The organism is Paenibacillus sp. M2, assembly GCF_046713495.1.
Taxonomy (GTDB): Bacteria; Bacillota; Bacilli; order Paenibacillales; family Paenibacillaceae; genus Paenibacillus; species Paenibacillus amylolyticus_B.
Map to the genome: position 1 here is coordinate 6766695 of NZ_CP169648.1, position 19192 is coordinate 6785886.

General features: G+C 47.0%; 13 protein-coding genes. All 13 read right to left on the minus strand.

Going from position 1 to position 19192, the window contains the following annotated elements:
• Positions 1 to 47: 47 nt before the first annotated feature.
• The 13 genes from ACETMN_RS30830 to ACETMN_RS30890 all read right to left on the minus strand — a co-directional run bounded on the left by ACETMN_RS30830 (position 48) and on the right by ACETMN_RS30890 (position 19031).
• Positions 48 to 1628: a hypothetical protein gene (locus tag ACETMN_RS30830; RefSeq protein ID WP_091012837.1), complete on the minus strand. Its 1581-nt coding sequence runs from the start codon at positions 1626 to 1628 to the stop codon at positions 48 to 50.
• A gap of 197 nt (positions 1629 to 1825) precedes the next feature.
• A complete protein-coding gene (locus ACETMN_RS30835) occupies positions 1826 to 3118 on the minus strand; it encodes an ABC transporter substrate-binding protein (RefSeq protein ID WP_091012835.1) in 1293 nt (430 codons plus the stop codon).
• Positions 3115 to 4872: a sensor histidine kinase gene (locus ACETMN_RS30840; protein WP_091012834.1), complete on the minus strand. Its 1758-nt coding sequence runs from the start codon at positions 4870 to 4872 to the stop codon at positions 3115 to 3117. The genes ACETMN_RS30835 and ACETMN_RS30840 overlap by 4 nt, the downstream gene beginning before the upstream one ends.
• A gap of 92 nt (positions 4873 to 4964) precedes the next feature.
• Positions 4965 to 6614 carry an extracellular solute-binding protein gene (locus tag ACETMN_RS30845; RefSeq protein ID WP_091012832.1) on the minus strand — a complete coding sequence of 550 codons (1650 nt, stop codon included), beginning with the start codon at positions 6612 to 6614 and terminating at the stop codon, positions 4965 to 4967.
• 27 nt (positions 6615 to 6641) lie between these two features.
• Complete coding sequence (locus tag ACETMN_RS30850) at positions 6642 to 7511, minus strand: carbohydrate ABC transporter permease (RefSeq protein WP_091012830.1); 870 nt, start codon at positions 7509 to 7511, stop codon at positions 6642 to 6644.
• A 15-nt stretch (positions 7512 to 7526) separates the two neighbouring features.
• Complete coding sequence (locus tag ACETMN_RS30855; RefSeq protein WP_235193717.1) at positions 7527 to 8387, minus strand: ABC transporter permease; 861 nt, start codon at positions 8385 to 8387, stop codon at positions 7527 to 7529.
• A 341-nt stretch (positions 8388 to 8728) separates the two neighbouring features.
• Positions 8729 to 10276 (minus strand): response regulator, encoded by a 1548-nt coding sequence (locus ACETMN_RS30860; protein WP_091012828.1) that lies wholly within the window; start codon positions 10274 to 10276, stop codon positions 8729 to 8731.
• 268 nt (positions 10277 to 10544) lie between these two features.
• The gene (locus ACETMN_RS30865) at positions 10545 to 11459 is read right to left on the minus strand and encodes a class I SAM-dependent methyltransferase (RefSeq protein WP_091012826.1); all 915 of its coding nucleotides are present in this window, start codon (positions 11457 to 11459) and stop codon (positions 10545 to 10547) included.
• A gap of 216 nt (positions 11460 to 11675) precedes the next feature.
• A complete protein-coding gene (locus ACETMN_RS30870) occupies positions 11676 to 12884 on the minus strand; it encodes an MFS transporter (protein WP_411736449.1) in 1209 nt (402 codons plus the stop codon).
• Between the two features lie 192 nt (positions 12885 to 13076).
• Positions 13077 to 15140: a molybdopterin-dependent oxidoreductase gene (locus ACETMN_RS30875; RefSeq protein ID WP_091012823.1), complete on the minus strand. Its 2064-nt coding sequence runs from the start codon at positions 15138 to 15140 to the stop codon at positions 13077 to 13079.
• Positions 15141 to 15556: 416 nt separating this feature from the next.
• Positions 15557 to 16408: a formate/nitrite transporter family protein gene (locus tag ACETMN_RS30880; protein ID WP_091012821.1), complete on the minus strand. Its 852-nt coding sequence runs from the start codon at positions 16406 to 16408 to the stop codon at positions 15557 to 15559.
• Positions 16409 to 16782: 374 nt separating this feature from the next.
• Positions 16783 to 18144 (minus strand): FAD-dependent oxidoreductase, encoded by a 1362-nt coding sequence (locus ACETMN_RS30885; RefSeq protein ID WP_091012820.1) that lies wholly within the window; start codon positions 18142 to 18144, stop codon positions 16783 to 16785.
• Between the two features lie 407 nt (positions 18145 to 18551).
• A complete protein-coding gene (locus tag ACETMN_RS30890; protein WP_047840764.1) occupies positions 18552 to 19031 on the minus strand; it encodes a glutathione peroxidase in 480 nt (159 codons plus the stop codon).
• Between the last annotated feature and the right edge of the window lie 161 nt (positions 19032 to 19192).

Genomic DNA, 19192 nt, shown 5'->3' on the forward strand with positions numbered 1-19192 from the left:
AAATAAAAACAACCTTCCCTCTGCAAACGAGGTGAAGGTTGTTTTGTTCATTTCAGATATCCTTTGGATTTCCAGAATCGCTTCGCAAATGATTCAGCAGCGTACGGTGGCTCTCCATTCAGTAGATCTTCATTTGCTTGAATGAGCACTTGGCGTCCACGTTCGAGCAATTGAACGGCATGTAGTAATTGAGAGCCGCCTATATAATGAAGTTCAAGCAACAACGGTTCTTCTTCCTCATCCTCGTCCGTCTGAGCCGAGTATTCAATCAACACACTTTCCGAGCCGTCCGCATGTTGGTGCAGGGTATAATAGTATTTCTCCACCTGCGTCTCCCCTTGAGCATCCACATACTCTCTTCCAATACGAAGCATGGCTGGCCGGGGAACACCATTAGACATCTGACCTGCTTGTCGAAATGCATAATATAACTCTCCAATCCACAGTCCGTGCCGATCATCATCATAATAATCGTCATATGGCTCCACAACAGGCAGTGCTAATAACTCATGGATCAGTTGGTGCGAAATTAAGGAACGGGCATATTGATAATTCGATACAGACTGCAACAAGGTGCTCCATCCTTGCTCGCTTAACTGTTGAATATCAGCAGGTGAGTTCTCCGAGAATACGTTCCATTCCGAATTCTCATTGTGCAGATAACGATATGCTCCTGAGATCATCCAGACAGGTTTACCCGATTGTACGATATGTTTATCAGGAGAGTTGGAACCTTGATCTGATGGCTCCAACTTAAGCAACAATGCACAATTGTGGTCATCCTGAAAATACAGACTGCGGAAATACCCCTCCGTATGCTCATCTCCATAGACCGATACTCGGCAAAATTGCTCGTCCAACCAAAATTCATAGCTGTTCAGTAACTCATCGTCCTCTCTTACAGGTAACAAAGATGGGTGAGTAAGACGCTCTATGTTCTCAGCGGTAACCCGATGATCTTCGAAACAATCCGGCACATCTGGCTCTGATTCATAAGCATGAATGTACTTTCGGTTGATTACAGGTTGTCCCCGCTGCAGCCTCTTTAACATTTCTTCTCGCCAAGGAAACGGATCTGTATCTTCATCAATCACACATTCAGGAACCAATAACGCCAACATGTCAAAGCCCCGCCATGGTCCGAGATCCTCCCATTCTTCAAGCTGACGCTTCACATTACGCTGTCCTTGAACCTGAATCTTATATTGCTCGGTACTTACCAGCAATCCACCTTCTACATTCCCCCTCACTGTCAATTCTCCATGGTTATAATCCCCCCAGAACATATCCTCCACATAGAGATTACCTGTAATATATATTTCCTGCCCACCCACGATCATATAGGGCGTTATGAGATTCCCAAGTACAACCAGATTTGAACTGGCCGCGTCGGAACTTGTATTTCCAATATAACGATCCACTGTCAGATTCCCTTCAACCAAGATCAAAAAAGGTCCTTCATCCAACAACAGTTCGCTGATATGAAGATCACCAGAATGTAACCATACTTCCTCGGCTTCAAATTCACCGTTGTGGGCTTCATTCTGAGTGTACATCCAACTTTCCTGAGGCAACTTCTTTTGTATATCTGCAAAAGACACTTTGTGACCTATCTGATGTATGGACATGTCCTGACACTCCTCATCCATTAATATATGGATAGAATCTATCTAATCTACAGATAGGACGACTACCCATTTTCATTATACTAGAGGAAATATACACCATTCCATAACAAAAACCCTCACCCGAGTAGAATGAAGGTTGAGCTTGTGAACAACAACAGCCCCAAGCCCATTAAATACATATATGATCTAGTCCATTCTTATAACTTCCCATCCAAGATGGCATTCGCTCGCTCACGAAATTCCACCGCCGCTTGCTCAGGCGTAATTTTGCCAAACAGTAGAAGATCATATAACTCACGTAACACAGCAGTGACCTCTGGCGCACCTACGGGATCAGGCGGGTCCATCTGGCTGCTGTGATCCGCAACCCAATCTATATAGTCAAACACCTGCGCCAGCTCCGGTTCAACCACCAGCTTCATCCGCTCTTTGACACTGGATGAGACAGGCACACCCCGCTCCCCTTTGAGCAGCAGATTGGCATCCAAATCATTCACAAAAAAGCTGATAAACTTGGCAGCCTCCTCCTTATGTCTGGAATTACCCGCCATGGAGAAAAACATGCCTGGCTTCAAGAACAATCCATCCTGGCTGTTTGGCCCAGGCATTGGGGAGATGGTTAAGGGTTTGCCATAACGCTGAGCGGTGCTGATAAATTGGTTGGAATACCCCCAGCTAAACAAAGCCTCTCCCAGATAAAACGGGTCGTTATCAGGCTGGCCAATGTCGGATGTCCAGATATCCGGTGCAAAAATAAGCTTCTTTTCCGCGAGTTGTTGCATCCTGCCAAAGTAATCAATAAACAACCCATCATCCTCATAACCCAACCTTCTGCCATCCTCGGCGTATAGCTTAGAACCATACTGTCTCAAGTAATACGCGAAAAACTGTTCCGGCGTGAAATAGGTTCCCAGATAGATGCCTTTCCCCAGCAATTGCTCGCCCATACGGTCAAAATCCGCCCATGTCCACGTATCCGTTGGCAATTCAATATCATTGGCCTTCAACACTTCCGGATCATAGATGCTAAGCATGGCGTTAACCCCCAAACTGAGACCATAGGTTTTGCCATTCAGGCTTCCACTCTCCAGCTGTTCCTTCTCAATATCTGTCGTGTCAATCAGTCCGCTCTGCATGTACGGCGTCATATCCTCCAACAGTTGCAACGAACTGTACTGGGACAGATAGGAGATGTCCATCTGGATAATGTCGGGCAACGCATTGCCTGCCGCATGAGGGGCAAGTTTTCTCCAGTATTCGTTGAAACTGCTATATTCGTATTCGATGTTCACATGTGGGTTCAACTTCTCATACAGATCGATAACGGCGATCGTTGCATTGTTGCGAAACTCCCCACCCCACCAAGCGATGCGCAACGTTATCGGCTCTTCGTCAACGATCATGCCTGGCCTTTGATCCAGTTGGCTCACGCAGCCAGGAAGAGTCAGCAGAAGACAGATTACGCCTATGGTTCGCAATAATCTTCTCACGGCCTATCCTCCTTACCTGGTGATGGGGGTGGCAGCAGCACCGTTACTCTCGTTCCAAGCCCTGGCTTGCTCTCCAGTAGAACATCATATTCTTCGCCAAAAGCCAGACGTACCCGCTCCCTGATATTCAGCAAACCAATACCTGTTCCTCTGGTCTTCACTTCACCGCGCAGCACTTGTTCCACATATTCGGGTTCCATGCCGGGACCGTGATCCTCCACGATCAGGGCCAGCTTGCCACCTGATATCTCGGCATACACTCGAATCAGACATGATCCAACCTGTGGTTCCAATCCGTATTGAATGGCATTCTCCAGTAATGGCTGTAGGGTTAACTTGGGAATGGCACATTCCAGATAAGGAGCAGGCACATCCAAGCGGAAATCCAGCCGATACCGGAAACGGTAGGTCTGAATGGTGATGTAATGGCTGACGATCTCCAGCTCTTCGGCAAGGGTGATGATATTTTGTTTGAAGCTGATGGAGGAACGCAGCAAATACCCGAGTGACAGCACCATACTGGAGATTTGCTCCTGCCTGTTCTTTTTGGCAAGCCAATGGATTGAATCCAGCGCATTATACAGGAAGTGTGGATTGATCTGCGCCTGAAGCGCCTTAAACTCCGTTTCTTTAATGACCAGCTGACTTGCATAATTTTCTTTGATCAATGTATTGATATGTGTAATCATCATTCGATACGTACGCTGTAATAACCCCAGTTCATCCATGTGCTGGTGTGTTGGAATGGACAGATTGGCATCCATATTCTCCAGATCCCCATACTGAACCTCCTTCATCTGACTGATAAGCTGCCTGATCGGCCTTGTCAGACTGCGTGCGAACACCATACCAAGGGCGAGGACAACCAGAATGGCGATAAGATATACGACAATCAGACTATTTTTCAACCATATGATACGTTCAAAAATCTCATCATAAGAGGCCATATTATAATAAACCCAGCCGGTATAGGCGGATTTTTTCTGGGAAAGGAATATCTCCCTCCCATCCAGATTTTTGATCTCATATCCCCCACTGCCTGGAAGTGGATTGAGCCCCGCGGACACCGCTTCTGGAAGCTGACGATAAGGATAGACCACCTCACTGCCTGCCTTTAAAATAATATCACTGTCCCGGCTATCCATGCCCGCATACTCCTCAACGAGTCGCTCGATATTAATACGCAGAAACAGTATGCCTACCGGTTCCAGGGTCATCGGTTCATAGGCACGCACTTGACGCACCATAACCAGCATCGGGTCATCGTCATCCGGGTATAACCAGCGCACTGCACCATTGGCCTGCTCCGCAGCCGCAATCATCCGATCATATTTTTCCTGGGATACGGTTAGTGTCTCGCCATATTTATTGACTCTTCCCCTGGAATCAATCAGATGGACGGACTGCACATATCGTGCAGCCCCACTAATATGCTCCCATAGCCGATCCGTGATCTTTTTTCGTTCAATAAAGCTTGAATATGCGCTATCGTCATCCAGCAACGACTTCAAGGCTCTTTGAATCTGCGTATCGGAGATCATGTTCAATGATATCGCTTCCAACTTCTGAAGTTCAACATCCACTGTAGACGAAGAAAGGTTCAGAAGTCGGGAAGACTTATCAAACAGCTGTTTGTCATACACCGAGTACGTATAATACAAGGAACCAAACGCCAGGATGATGATAAACGCCATCATGACCATGATCATCAGAAACATTTTCATTTTGATGCTGAGTTTGCGGTAGGCTTTCATGACCAAAGCGCTCCTTTGAACCACGTGATACTACTAGGTATATCACATGCAGGAAGGTTTTCCCAAAGTTTTAGCGCTCGATTTCTCACGGTTTATTTGGACTGATATCGGTCATAGGCCGCCTGATGAACCTCAATCGCCCGGTCAATGTCCATGCTCTTGATTGTTTCGGTCATCGTGTCAAATTCGGTGATTGGTTTCTGTCCGCTAATGATGGCTGTCATTGTCTCATTTAAATACGTATTAACCTGGCTCATGATGGACGTACTAGTGGTTACCTCTTCTGTAGACAAGCGAATTGGGGGAAGTGTTAAGGCCGAGCTTGCTTTCATCCATTCCGCATTCGCTGCACGCTGTCCATCGTCAAATAATAAGGCATCCAGGTAACGGCTATCCTGATTGATTGGACCGTCCATAATGGATAAGGCATAGGATGCCAGTGCCTGATCATACGTCAGACCGTTCGGATTATCAATGATGGTATCTGTGAATTTCACACCTTCTCCGTCCCGAACATAACTGTCATTTTCGATACCAAAGTTGAACAGATCACTACCCTCTTCGCTATAGTTGTAGTCCATCCACTGCACAATATATTTCAGTTTATCTTCGTCTGCAGAAGCCGTAATAGCCTCACCATAACTTAGGACCTTATTCTCCAGATTGAAGGTAGCATAAGAAGTGCCATCCGGAGATACGGGCCACGGTACACCGGTTACGTTAAAGTTCGGATCGGTATCTCTCATCAGATTGAAGTATTTTCCCATACCACTGAACACACCGCCCTGATATGCGCCTGCCAGATTGCTGGTGACTTTATAGTCGAACGCTTTGCCGTCATTGGTCATGATCTCGGGATCAATCAACCCTTCCTTGTACCACTTGGCCATGGTCTCCAGAAAATCACGGTAACCCGGCTGAATCGGTCCAAACTCCACCTTGTCTCCATTCAACTGGAAGCCACCAATGACACCAAAGGCCGCCGCAAAATCATGGAGCTTGGTTAGGTTGCCCGGTCCCCAGTTTCCGGTGAATGGCAGCTCATCTGGCTTGCCATTGCCGTTGGGGTCCTGTTCCTTGAATGCCTTAAGCACCGTATACCACTCATCGATGTTAGTAGGTACCTTAAGGTTCAATGCATCAAGCCAGTCCTGGCGCATAATTAAACCGGAAGTGGCATTCAGCTTCAATGCATCCAGCTTCAGCAGCGGGAACATATAGATCGTGCCATCGTCGAGTGCAATCTGTTTCTTCACATCCGGATCGGATTCAATAATCCGCTTCAAGTTCGGTGCATAACTGTCGATCAATTCATTCAGCCGGATGATGCGACCGTCTTTGATCATTTTTTCCGGTCCGCCAACGGCATCCGCCCAGTTATAATAAATAACGTCCGGCAGCTCTTTTGTGGAGATCAACAGATTGAATTGGTCACGCTGTTGTCCAAGCGGAGGATGTGTAAACTTCACTTGGATTCCCGTCAACTTCTCCTTTTCCTTGTAAGCGGCCATATCGCCAAAGTTGTTCAAGGAAGCTGTCAGTTTGGCGTCATTGGCACGCCAGTAGTCAATGGTAAATGGCTCACTTGTAATCGGTAACGGTATCTCCGTCAACGCCTGAACCGCAGGTTCTGTTCCTTCTGCCGGCTCTGCGTTACCTGATTCATTATCCCCCGTACAGCCCGCCAGTAAAGACATGGTAAGTAGCGATGACAACAGGATGGACCCCATTCTTTTTTTCACGTAATTCGCCTCCATAGGATACATTTTTTATTGTTTCACAGCACCGATTAGAGCGCCCTGAACAAAATAACGTTGGATGAACGGATATACCAGCATAATCGGCAGCGTGGAGATAATAATGGTCGCATATTTGATGTTCTCCCCAATGGCAAAGCCGGTATCGGCGCCAGCACCCATGGCCTCCGTACTGCTGCTGATCAGAATATCACGCATAATAATCTGAATCGGATATAACTCCTGACTGCGTAGATAGAGCATTGGCCCGACATAATCATTCCAATGGTCAACCGCATAATACAGCATCATGACCGCCAGGATTGGCTTTGACAAAGGCAGTACGATTCGGAACAAAATCAGAAAGTCATTGGCGCCATCAAGCTTCGCCGATTCGATCAGACTGATCGGAATGCCTTCAAAGTTTGTTTTCATAATGAGGAAATAAAATGTGCTGATGGCACCCGGAATAATAAGCGCAAAACGGGTATCCACCATCCCGAGATTTTGAATCAGCAGAAAAGTCGGGATCATGCCCCCGCCGAAAAACATCGTGAACGTAATCAACTTCATCAACGTTTTTCTGCCCATCAGATCACTGCGTGATAACCCATACGCTGCCAGCGAAGTCATGAGCAGATTGATGGCTGTACCCAACACAACATAGAACAAGGTGTTCATATATCCCGTATAGATGCGAGTATCCTGAAATACCGACTTGTACGCTCCCAGCTGGAACCCTTCAGGAATGAGCATCAGTGACCGGGAACGCAGCATCTGATCCGGATCGCTGATGGAAGAATTGAACACGTACAGCATCGGGTAAAAGCATAAAATCATGATGACCAAGAGCAGCAGGGTATTAAATACATCAAAAACTCGTTCCCCTATAGACTGTTTCATCGCTTCACCTTCCAATTACCAGAGACTGGTTGAGTTAAGCTTTCTGCTGATTGCATTCGCAATAATGAGCAGCGCGAAATTAATGACGCCGTTAAATAGTCCGATGGCGGTTGAATACGTATAGTTCCCCTCCAAAATACCGGAACGATAAACAAAGGTGGATATGACATCCGATGTCTCATAGGTCGGTGCCGTTTGCATCAGTAATATTTTCTGGAAATCCGCGTTCATGACCGCCCCCATACGCAGAATTAACATGATCACAATTGTGGGCATGATGCCCGGCAGTGTAATATGTAACAGCTGTCTCCAGCGGCCTGCGCCGTCAATTTTGGAAGCTTCATACAACTGAGGATCAATACCACTTAATGCTGCCAAAAAGATAATTGAGGCCCAGCCTGCGCCCTGCCATATGTTGGACAGGATGTACATCGGACGGAACATATCTTTTTCCGCCAAAAACATAATCGGCTGCAGATCAAAAAAGTCACGAATGACGTTAAATAACCCACCGTCCAGAGATGAGAACGTTTTCAACATTCCAACCACGACGACAACCGAAATAAAATGCGGCATATAACTGATGGTCTGTACTGCACCTCTGAACCACTTCTTCCGGACTTCATTCAGCAGCAGTGCTAGTAGAATCGGAGCCGGGAAACCAAACACAATACTGTAAAAACTCAAAATCAGTGTGTTCTTAATCAGTCGCCAGAAATAATAACTTTCAAAAAACATGGTGAAGTTGTCAAATCCGACCCATTCGCCTGCCAAGATTCCTTTGATCGGGTTGTAGGATTCCTGAAATGCCATCAGTAGCCCGTACATTGGCCCATAGCTGAAAATCAGATAGTAGGCTACCACAGGAACGAGCATCAGATAAACGTATCTGTTGCGGACAAGTTCCTTTTTCACCGAACTCCATTTGCCAGCTGGCTTCAAACGCCCAGGTTCAATCCCCCGGCTTCGATTCAGCTCCATCCACTCAACCTCCACTCTCGATGTTCATTCACTAACATGACACTTCTAATGATAGAATCGAGCGCCTTTTCTTCCCATGCTCATTTCCGATAAATGGATGTTCAAAACCGAGTTCCGTCCGACAAAAAAAGACCCTGCTGCCGTTGAATGGCGTACAGGGCCTGATCATAAATCAGATGTGAGTCGGATGTGGATCGGATATAAAGGAAGCTATGTAGAAGCGACAGCAGCGCTGTCTATGGTACCTTTTTATACTCGGAAGGGGAGAAGCCCGTATATTTCTTGAACATTTTGCTGAAATACGGCCAGTTGGCACCAAACCCCGTCTGCTCGGCAAGCGAGGATACCGTGCAGTTCCCGTCCTGCTCCAGAAGCTCCAACGCTTTGCGAATGCGGTAGCTTAACACATAGTTCGTAAATTTCTCTCCAGTTTCTTTCTTGAACATTTTGCCAATGTAGTCTGGATTCATGTATATTTCCCCAGCGATGGACTGGAGTGTCAATGTCTCGTCCTGGTAGCGCTTCTCTACCAGCTGTTTCACACTACCTACCATCTGCGATTGTCTCGAGCGATGTTGTTCATAGCGGCGCAGCGTGATTTCCTTGGCAACGGCAAGCAGAAACTGTTGAAAAGAATGCAGGGTGCTGGATTCAATCATGCCTGGCAACTGGTCCATATACCTTTTCATCTCGGCAGAGCCGCTGAGTCGAATCATCTCCATAAACATCTGAATAAGATAGGACTTCGTTTGGGATATATCGTATCGCAAGCTGGCAAGCATCTGAAACATCCGGTTCAGCTCTGATCCGACTTCCTGCCAGTGTCCCGCCTTGATTGCAGTAACCATCCGCTCCGGATCGTATTCGAACTCAGGAAGAATGCGCTCTCCGGGAGAGTAAATATCCCGCTCCATAATGAGACTGCCCTCACCGAGGTAAAAGCGGTAATTGAGATAAACTAGCGTCTGCATGTACAAATGGCGTGCCTGCGAAAGATCTCCTGGCTCGCTCAGGGCAATCGTGAGATCGTCATGATAATATCGGGTAAATGTGGCGCGAATCTCATCGATATTATGGAACAACTGCGTTTCAGACAACTTGTCCTCCATAATTAGTAGCACATGCCTTCCAACCGTGGCACTTAAGATGGGATTGTGAAAAATATCCTCGGCAATGTTCTTCACCGCGAACAAGTGCAAATACTCATGATCCCCCTCGATCTCTACCAGCAGCAACCGCACACGTTGATCCTGAAACTGTACATCGAATAATTCCTCGAAATACTTCCATTCCTTGACCCCATAGGTTCTGTTGGTCACCAATTCTTTCAGAAAATATTCCTTGGCATGTGGCAGTACACGCTCCAGATTATATTGGATCGACTGCACAAAACGCTCCTGATCGGTCAACTCTCGCTTCTCACTGACCAATTCACTAATAGCCTGTACAAGATGCTCTTCACTGCAGGGCTTGAGCAAGTAGTGCTTCACCCCATACTGCATGGCGGTCTTCGCATATTCAAACTCCGTAAAACCCGTGAGCATGATGAATGAGATATGCTGATACTTCTCTGCCACAGCTTCAACCAGCTGTAATCCATCCATTCCCGGCATGCGGATGTCCGAGATGATGATATCCGGGCGTTGCTGCTCGATTGAAGCAAGCGCTTCCAATCCATCTTGAGCAATACCAATCAGTTCTGTTCCTAATCGGGACCAGTTCACCACACTGGAGATCCCGTCCGAAATCATAAATTCATCATCGACCAACAAAACCTTGTACATCGTATGCATCCTCCTGCCTTTAACCAGTTCCATTCTATTATATGGGCATTATGCACAAATAGAGGGGAGGACGTTGAATGACATGGAATCGCACCCTAACAAGTCTGATTTCTGAACATTTGTATCACGTGTGATGTTATTGGCTACAGAATCATGGTTTGTGTTGGTCCTTTGATCAAACCAAACAACCTTCACCCTGCCACAGGGTGAAGGTTTGCCGCTGTATGCAAATACGGGCTATATAGGTGACCATACATGCCCGGACGATTTATTTTTTTACTGCGTGAATGAAATGTATCGTTTCAAATGCCCTTAGATGATCGATTCGATCCTGGAAAAACTGTTCCTGAATCGCCTCGGGAGTCAGATGCTCATAAATAAGCAGCCCTGCTTCATCAAGCAAGGCCTCCATCTCCACATATGCGTAGCCGGATTGCATCGGCTCACCACCCATTGCAGCCAATTTAATCATATTTTCAACCCGATTAAACATCCCTTTTTCCTCAAAAAGGTGCTCATCTGCATAATCCAGAACTATAGAGCTTCCGATTGGCAGGTTCGCAAACACATGACGAATCACGTTAAACAGATCATTTTTGGGCAAATAATACGAAACACCCAAGAGGCTAGCCAACGTCTTCCGTTTCTTCAACCCTTCAAGAGTCAAGCTGTCATTCGAAAGCTCGCGAGTAAAATCCATGGGTACAAAGTGAAGATTGTTCGGAATAGTCAGCTCGGCCTGATTCAGCCGCTCCTTCTTGAATTGCTGTGTAGCCGGATAATCCACTTCAATGATATCCAGCGTGTCCTCCAATTCCGGATGCCTCAAAGCAAACGTATCCATCCCGGCGCCAAGAATAACTACCTGCTTCAATCCCAACGCAACTTCATGCAAAAGTACATGCTCACAGTAAGCGGCCCGAGCCAGAGTTATTGGAGATAACTGTACCTGGGTAATCCATTTTAGAACCTTTTCCGGGTCGTCCTTGAGCTGGTGAGCCATATCCGGGTTGAAAAAATGAATGCCTCTAACCATGTTATTGCTGATATCTGAAAACTCTTGAGGAGAGATCAGCAATCTCGCCATAAAATCATCAAAAATGAGGGGTCTGTCATGTTGGCTGTGATAGGCTCGGCCAAAAGTCGAAATCAATGATGTGATACTGGATTCATTTTGCTTCATACTTATTCCTCCCGTACAAAAATAAGATTCCCCTGGCCAGGAGAATCTTATTATATACGGAATATTTTTATATGTAAATTATAGCATAAATATATTTTTTTGTCAACTGTAATTTACGGATGAGCAGACAGATTACAGTGGATTTACCGTCCACTTCAACGCGTTCTTCCTTCCGCATCCTCTCCAACACGATGAGATCTGTTAGGCGTCCATCCCCTACTCCTTCACTTCACGATTACGGTTCAACACTGCATGCAGCACAAAACCAAGTACAGCAATAGCTGCTGTGCCTGTTGCCAGCCACGCTACAGGAATAAGTCCCTGTTTGTCATACATAACCCCCATCGCGTAGGGTCCGATAACCCGTCCAACAGCACCAATTCCACCCGATATCCCGATGTAAAAAGGGGCTGCCCTGCCCGCATGCTCGGAGATAAATGCTGGTGTTGCAGGGGAGATCAGCATCTCTCCAAACGTGGCGAGTACCATTGCGAGCACCATGCCCGGATAGCTGTACATGGTAATCATGACGATATAGGCCATGCCATAGAATACCGCACTCGCGGTCATCTGGGCCGTGGAGGTACGGGCCATGGTCCGTTTCACCCAACTGGTGAAAGGTTGGCCTACAAAGATCAGCACCCCGTTCAGGGTCCAGAGCAGACCATACATTCTTTTTTCCATACCCTCAGAAATGATATACGGGGACACACCTGTGTTCCAGATGGAATTGCCGAATAACAGGAAGAGCACGCCCAAGCTCATAAACAGATATAATCGGGTATTACCCAGCAATGCCCAGACGCCCGGCCCATCGGGAACGGTTTTGCGTTTCGTCAGATGTACTTCCCCCTGATCCGGTTCAACCCGAGACAGATAATACCAGAAGAAAATCGCAAACCCAGCTGAGGTTACTCCGTTCAGTACAAAGCTGAGGTGATAGGAAAAGTCAGCCAGAAAACCACTGAGCGCCGTACCAATCGCTACCCCGATATTGTTCGCCACATAGATAACATTGAATAATTCACCGCGTCGCTCCGCAAATCGGAAGCCAATAAAGGCCTGAATCGCTGGCAGCGACAATGAACTAAACAGACCAATCCAGCCCATCGCACATATAAATACGACCCAATACGCACTAATCCAGGGCAACGCAAACAAACCAAACGCATTAAGCGCCAGTGAGCCAATAATCAGCTTCTTTACGCCTACTCTGTGGTACAACGAACCTCCGAGCAACTGTCCGAAGATGCCACCCAGGGACTGAATCAGGATCACAAAACCCGCGTTAGCCATCGTCCGTCCAAGCTCATCAAACACATACATGGTGGTCAGCGGCCACATCAGTGCACTGCCTGTTGCGTTAACCAGACTTGCTAATAAAAATATTCTCACTTCTTTTGGATAGTTATCCAGCCATCTCATCATCGTTAATTCATTCTCCTTAGTACCTCTGCACAAACAAATAGCCATACAAAATAGACCTTTGCCCTGACGGCATAACCATAACCAGCCAGAGCGAAGGTTTTATGAAGTGTTACATCTATTGCACTTTAATCCTGCTCAAATTCTAGCCTTTGTTCATCTTACCTCAAAAAAATCACGCTGCAAGCACACTCATTGACGCTTCACTTCAACAGTGGCCGAGAAAAAGGTCGCCCCGTTCCCCATGTCCGACAAGCGATTGGACGTCAGTGAATTCGCTCGCTGCTTCTTGCCGTCACCATCCCACCATAAACCTTGGCTGATGACGGTTCCCGGCAGCATGGCTTCACTCACCTTGGCGGTAAGTTCGATACGCCCACGATCATTCCATACGACTACTGCATCTCCATCCTCCACGTTTCTGCGGCTAGCGTCCTCAGGGTGCATTTGCAAAAGAGGCATCTTTTCCAAACGCTGGTGTTTGGCTGAATTGCCAAAGGTGGAGTTCAGGAAATTATGGTTCGGCGGCGATAGGAACATCAGCGGATAAGTATCGGCAGGTCCAGCCGGATTCTCCCCATCATATCCTTCAATCAGAGCGCTATAGGTAGGGAGCGGCGGAAGCCCTCGCTGTTCCATCGTCTCCGAATACAACTCGATTTTGCCTGAAGGCGTAGGCAGCTGATCCAGAAATGCAGCATGTGGTGTCATATCCAGCTTCACGAATCGGTGTTCCTTCAGTTCTTCTAACGTAACTCCATTCATGTAAGGATTGCCTGTATCCTGGAGTGCATCCTTAATCATCTGCTCCGGTGTTTCTCCGAAGATTGCAGGATCGTACCCCATAGCCTGCCCAAGCAGTGAGAACAGTTCCACATTACTCTTGCTCTCCCCAATCGGTGCAATCACCGGCTCTTGCAGATGAACGTACTGATGCCAATAAGAGGTGTACAGGTCCGTCGCTTCAAATGAAGATGTGGCTGGCAATACAATATCTGCATATTTCGCGGTATCCGTTATGAACAGATCGTGTACAACCGTGAACAGATCTTCCCGTGCAAAACCTCGCTCCACCCGCTCGGTATCCGGTGCCACCACCAGTGGATTGCTGCAGTAAACCATCATAGCCCGGATCGGCTGCTCCGCTTCCAGCAGCGCTTCCCCAATCCGGTTCATGTTCACCACTCGCGGCTCCGGATTCTGCCGCAGCTCCGGACGTTCGAGCGCGTCGCTATTCGTGCTCGCGTAGCTGTTGGTGCGAACGGCACCGCCGCCTTGCTTCAGCCATTGCCCTGTAATAGCAGGCAGACATGCAACGCTACGCACGTTCATCCCCCCATTATCATGGTGCTGAAGGCCGTTGCCGATGTGAATATGGGCTGCCTGTGCGTTGCCATACAGTTCGGCCAGCTCCACAATGGTTTCCTCCGGCACGCCCGTAATACGTGCAACACGTTCAGGAGTGTAACTGCGGACATGATCACGCAGTGCCTCATGACCCACCGTATACTTTTGCATAAACGCTTCATCCGTTAGTCCCCGTTCGAACAACACATGCATCAATCCTAGCGCCAGTGCACTGTCCGTGCCCGGATACAGCGGAATAAACCAGTCGCCCCACTGTGCGGTACGATTGCGATGAACGTCGATTACGACGATCTTGGCGCCTTTCTTACGGGCTTTCTCCGCCAAAACGACTTGGTGCATATTTGTACTGACGATATTGCCACCCCACACCAGAATGAGATCCGCGTGTTCCGTATCTTCCGGCAACGTTCCCCGGTTGGCCCCCATCGTATATTTCCAGCCCGTATTTCCGGCGGCATTACAGATCGTCTGCTCCAGCACACTTGCACCTAGTGCATTGAAGAAACGCCGATCCATACCGTCTACGCCGAGAATGCCCATGTTACCGTAAAAGCTGTAGGGCAGGATGCTCTCCGGGCCGTAGGTTTCGGACAATGCAGTGAATTTGGTCGTAATCTCGCGAATCGCTTCATCCCAACTGATTCGTTCGAACTTGCCTTCACCTTTGGCTCCTACACGTTTCATCGGATATTGTAGACGCTCGGGGTGATACACCCGCTCAGTCATATTTCTAACTTTATTACAAATGGCACCCTTGGTGATCGGATGATCCGGATTGCCTGCCACCTTCACAATTTTTCCGTTCTCTTTATGTAATAACAGACCACAAGTGTCCGGACAGTCGAGCGGGCACACCGCCGCAAATACACCATTCTCCTGATCGATCATCGTAAGGCTCCCCCTCTTCAAAAGCTATCCCTATATCATATCTTCTTCGAGGTTATCGCGTAAAGAGAACAGTATGTTTTTGCTTCATATTTGCCGCTATAGCAGCTTTAAATTATTTTCAAAAAATGTTTTTGAGTTTGATTCAACTTCAGAAATCAGGGGTAAATTAAAAATAAGGCATTAGGCTAGTGTTTCCCCACTTCCTCCTCATGCCATATCATGGACCACTCCCGAAATTCGCCATGAACAGGTTTCGTTCCCCCGAACCTTGTCATGGCGAATTTATTTTGCGTTTAAACTCCAACAAAAAACCCCATACAAAAAAAACGATCCCGCCCTGCTCCATCACAGCATATTCGCCATGAACCGAGCAAGATCAGAATCGTCTTCACTTCTACATGAATATATATACCTCGCTACGCCTGCTTGCTCAACATCACTCTAGCCTCCGTCTCCACAGCTTCGATCAACCTTGCTGCCTCCGGTTTCACTTTCGGCTCAGCTTGGCGCAGGTACACCACCCAATAGGCTGCAGCTACAAACAGAGCACCACCAGTCAGATTCCCGAGCCATACCGGAATAAAATTCATCACATATTGGCCCCACGAATAATGCCCTTCAAAGATTGCCGCCGGGATGAGGAACATATTGGCCACAACGTGCTGGAATCCAATCGCCACAAATGCCATCGTTGGAAACCAAATGCCCAGTACCTTGCCACTCATCGTATCGGATGCATAAGATAGCCACACGGCCAGTGCCACCAGCCAGTTACAGCCGATGCCAGAGATGAAAGCTTGCAGGAAGCCGTCATGCAACTTATGCCCAGCCATATCCACCACTTTCGCCAGATATACACCCTCTCCGGTCAGGCCCAGCACATGTCCAAACGCGTACGCGACAAACAAAGCTCCAACAAAATTACCAATCGTCACTAAGGTTAGATTTTTCAACATGCTACCCACGGATAATTTTCTTGCAATCGTAGCAAGCGGAACTGCCATCATGTTACCTGTCAGCAGCTCGCCACCACCTATGAGCACCATGATTAGTCCAACCGGGAACACTGCCGCTCCAATCAGATTGACCAGACTCCCCCACTCAGCTGGCGCAGAAGCAATCACCCGGATATCCAGTAGAAAACCCAGCGCGATAAATGCACCTGCCATGAAACTAAGCACCAATACAGAAGACACCGGATATTGAGCCTTCTTCATGCCTGTTTGCGCCGTATATTGTGCAACCTCAAGAGGTGTTTTTGCTGCCATATCATCCATCCTCTCCTTCATTGTTCATCATTGGATAAAACCATCTGAAATTCATAAGTTATACGTTGAATGCCATATCTCAATTGTATCTTGGTACTGCATGAAACTTTGTGCAAATTATCACAATGTAATTTAAAAAGATACTTTAAGAGTGTCTTGGAATAGTTAAGTCAGCAAGAGTATATAAGGCCTTTTGATGCTAAAAAACCACAAAAAAAGACTGACGTTTAATCGCCAGTCTTCTTTTTGCTTATAATCGTCCGCCTTGTTTCGTATTCCTGGCAGTTATTGTACACCTTATATTTACAGATAAGCATGACTTATCTTTGTATGGCGTTTATCAAGATCGCTGTTAAACCATCTATTCTGCTTCCTTACACCATTGCTGGTGCTTTTACTTCTATTGGAGGCAGTGCTTGCAGACCCGCCGTGTTCAGGAAGTTCCATGGTTTGTTGTAATGTGGCTGGAAGAAAAAGTCGATGAAGGCCAGCTCATCTACGGTCATGTTATTTTGGATGCAGACCGAGATCGTATTAATCGATTGGGTCAGATCAACCTGAGACATCACCTGTGCTCCGACGATCCGACGAGTAGCCTGCTCATATACTACTTTGAGCAACAGTTTCTCAGCCGTTGGCATGAACTCCGGACGGTAGCTGTCTTCCAGTACGACAGATTCAACAATCAGACCTTCATCAGCAGCAGACGTTTCCGTCATCCCGGTACCCGCGATATTTTGCTCATAAATTTTGATACCCGATGTTCCTTGTGTACCCATATACGGTGTCGTAGGACGAACCAGGTTACGGGCCACGAGTGTACCCATCCGCACGGCGTTGGTTGCCAGTGGAATGTAAGATGCTTTGCCTGTTGGGTTGTAATGAATAGCACAGCTGTCACCCGCAGCGAAGACGTCTTTTTGACTCGTTTGCATATATTTATCCACGATGATTGCGCCGTTTGGCAGCATATCCACTTGGCCTTTGAGCAGCTCTGTATTTGGACGGAAACCAATACACAGAATAACCAGATCGGTTTCAAACTCTCCTTTGGACGTAATCACCTTGGTCACTTTGCCATTCTCTCCAGTAAACTTCTGTACTGTTTGACCAAGAGCCAGCTTGATGCCGCGTCCAGTCAACGTATCTTCGATCGCATCCGTGAATTCAGGGTCCAGGTATTTGTTCAAAATCCGGTCCACACTGTCAATTAGAGTAACTTCCTTGCCATTCATTTGGAAAGCTTCCACCAGCTCTACGCCGATATATCCTGCACCTACAACAGTAACACGTTTGGCATCTTTGGCTTTTTCAATAATTGTGTTGGAATGATTGTAGTTTTTACAAAGTAAGATGTTATCCATCTCGATGCCTTCAAGCTTTGGAACGACAGGCCATGACCCGGTTGTCACGATCAGTTTGTCAAACGTATCTTCAAATTCTTCCCCGGTTTGCAGGTTTTTAGCCTGAAGGGTATGACCCTTGGCATCGACTGCTGTAACTTCGTGAAGCATCTTGGTCTCAACACCAAGCTCTGCCAGTTGATTAGGCGAAGAATAGAACAAACCGTCAGGGTCTTTCACAACCCCACCTACGTAGAGCGCAATGCCACAAGATAGGAAGGAGATATTGTCATTGCGCTCATACACGGTGATGGTAGCATCCGGGTACAATTTGGCGGTATTTACGATGGCTGCGGTCCCTGCGTGTGTACATCCGATAACTGCGATTTTCATTAAAAGTTCCTCCTCGAAATATATAAATGAGTTTGAATATAATGTTATTGTGGTTGTGAAATATTTCACTTCTTATTCGAAACTGTGTATGTGATTTATTTCACTTTATACACTCATTATAATGTGATCTTTTTCACATTGCAATAGGTTGTGCAAAAAAAGTTTGTCGAAGGAGGTCATTTCCCTGTATTTAAGCCTTTCTTCCCTTCATTGTATTGATTTCATTGTCCCCGGATTCGGGTCGGTTTATGCTATGTAATGGCTTCCGTAATCCCTGTATCGGCGCATAAAGTTAGAGGTCTCTATGGAGCAACGCCTACCTGTGAAGAGAATAAAGCCACGTATATAAAATAACCAAAGAAGCCCATCTTGCTTATGCAAGAACAGGCTTCTCAAACGCTCATGGTTTAACCGAGCAATTTCTCGATATCTGCAATCATTGTCTCCGGAGATTCTTTCGGTTCAACACGACCTACCACTTCACCTTCACGGTTAACAAGGAACTTGGTGAAGTTCCATTGGATGTCGCTTGTTTCGCCTACGCCAGGTTGTTGCTCCTTCAGGTATTGGAACAGGGGATGAGTGTCCTCACCATTCACATCTACCTTGGCAAACACCGGGAAATTCACACCATAGTTAATCTGGCAAAATGATTCCGCTTCCTCACTTGTACCTGGCTCCTGCCCTCCAAACTGGTTACAAGGGAAACCCAGTACAACCAAGCCTTGATCGCGATAACGATCATAAAGCTTTTGCAATTCACCGTATTGCGGGGTCAGCCCACACTTGCTGGCTGTATTGGCAATGACCAATACCTTACCTTGATACAGATCCAGTGAGACTTCCTGGTTCGCGGTGGTTACCGCCTGATATGAATATACGGACATGACTGATTCCTCCCATGACATATGTTGGTTTGGGCTGTTGCGAGCACGTTGGCATAACCAATGAACTCACAGCCTGTCCTATTATTATAGACCTGATCCAATGCGATTACCAAATCCCGGGTCTATACGTTCCCTTTGCTCCCATGCGTTGCAAATTCCCC